Here is a 1,586-nt window from a genome sequence, read left to right as displayed (position 1 = left end):
TCCCAACTGAACAGTCTTACTCAAGCTTTATCTTATTGCCACTCCTCACGTTCGCTACTCAAAGTAAATGCCTTTTCATTGGCGGACCAGGCCGGGGTAAAACGGCTAGTGCAATCTTGATGGGTATCATGGGCGGTTATACGACAAAAGAAGTTAAACGAGCCATGCAACATGGCCATCCGCAGATGACAGTGGCTGATTTGCTGGGTAATCCCTTGCCATCGGATCTGGCCTCGGCCGAAGCGATCGAAGACATCCGCATATCGTGGCGGAAATGGCTTGGAATGCGCGTAAAAATAGTCGATGAATACAACCGTATCCCTACACGAACGCAAAGCGCTTTGCTGACTGTGATGGGAGACAACTACGCAGAACTCTACAACCAGGTCTTTGAATGTCCTGATGCGGCCTGGTATTTAACTGCAAATGATGATCAGGGTGGCGGAACCTACCAGGTGATCGAAGCCTTAAAAGATCGTATTGATGTCGTTGTCCAAGCTTTGTCATTTAACCCTAGATTTCTGAATCAGTTGCTTCTACGTATTGAAGAAGGTGTAAAGCCAGAAGATATGGTTCCACCTCAGATCATTTTCACCGAAGATGAGATCTCAGACATGTCGCTAGCGATACGCAATATCACAGTACCTGCAGGGATTCGGCGCAGAATAGAGTTCTTTACGAGTCACTTTGAGTATTCGGAGTATTCTGCCTCTCAGTTTGAATATAAAACAAAGGACACGTCACGATTATCAGGCGTCAAATCACATGTGTTAGCGTCTATTGATAATGGTCGTGATCGTCTAAAAGATCTTGGTTGTCAGACCCTAAACGGAATCTCAGTTCGTTCTTTGATGTCACTACTACAGTTTGCTAAAGCTCTCGCGTTTTTTAGGGGTAATGACACGGTTGAGTTAAACGATGTAAGGCAAGTACTCCCATTCGTTTTTCATTCCCGGCTTTTTGCTGACATGGATTCACCGTTTTTCGAACTGTCTGAGAATACTTTTTATCGAAGCGATAAGATCGGCTGGTTGCGTCACCTCTTTGATTCTTCATGTAGGGAATTCGATAAACTTAACTTGGATAAGAATGACCCTGTAGAAGAGTTGTCGAATGAGTTTGAAGAAGGTCTTGATGGCTTAACTGCAAAGCAAGCTAAAAAACGAATCAATCGTATTGAGACGGAAATAGCGAAACTCGTAGAGGGCAAGAAAATGTATGGGCACATCTACGAGGATGTCGTAAAACTTAAATATTTGCATCAGCGCTATACGAACTATCTCAAGTGGCTTGAGTCATAGGGGCTTGTTCAATGAAGTCAGCGGCGCTCAAGGCATATTTCCAAGCTGAAAGAGACACTTGTAATCAAATGGTTGAAAGTGTCAGACATCAGTACCCAAATTCAAATCTAGATGACTTTAACTGGTTTTTGACAGACTGCTTAGATCCAGTAGTCCTGTCACTAGATAGCCAGAGTAATCAAATTACGTTTCATGTGGCTCATGCGGGTTTCAAGTATGGACTGGAGCTGGCCTGTTTTAATTGGCTGAAATCAGAGACTAAAAAAGCATTATTATTCAAAGTTT

General features: G+C 43.3%; 2 protein-coding genes. Both read left to right on the top strand.

Annotation, left to right across the window (positions count from 1 at the left end; translation table 11 throughout):
* Nucleotides 1-1,301 (top strand): AAA family ATPase (locus tag A3763_RS14045; protein WP_082880470.1); only part of this gene is annotated, 1,301 nt, incomplete at its 5' end.
* A gap of 11 nt (nt 1,302-1,312) precedes the next feature.
* On the top strand, nt 1,313-1,586 hold a 274-nt coding region (locus tag A3763_RS29630), incomplete at its 3' end, for a hypothetical protein (protein ID WP_231872201.1).

Source organism: Oleiphilus sp. HI0128, from assembly GCF_001635365.1.
Note: the sequence above shows the minus strand (reverse complement) of the source record. Positions and strands in the feature narration are given on the sequence as shown.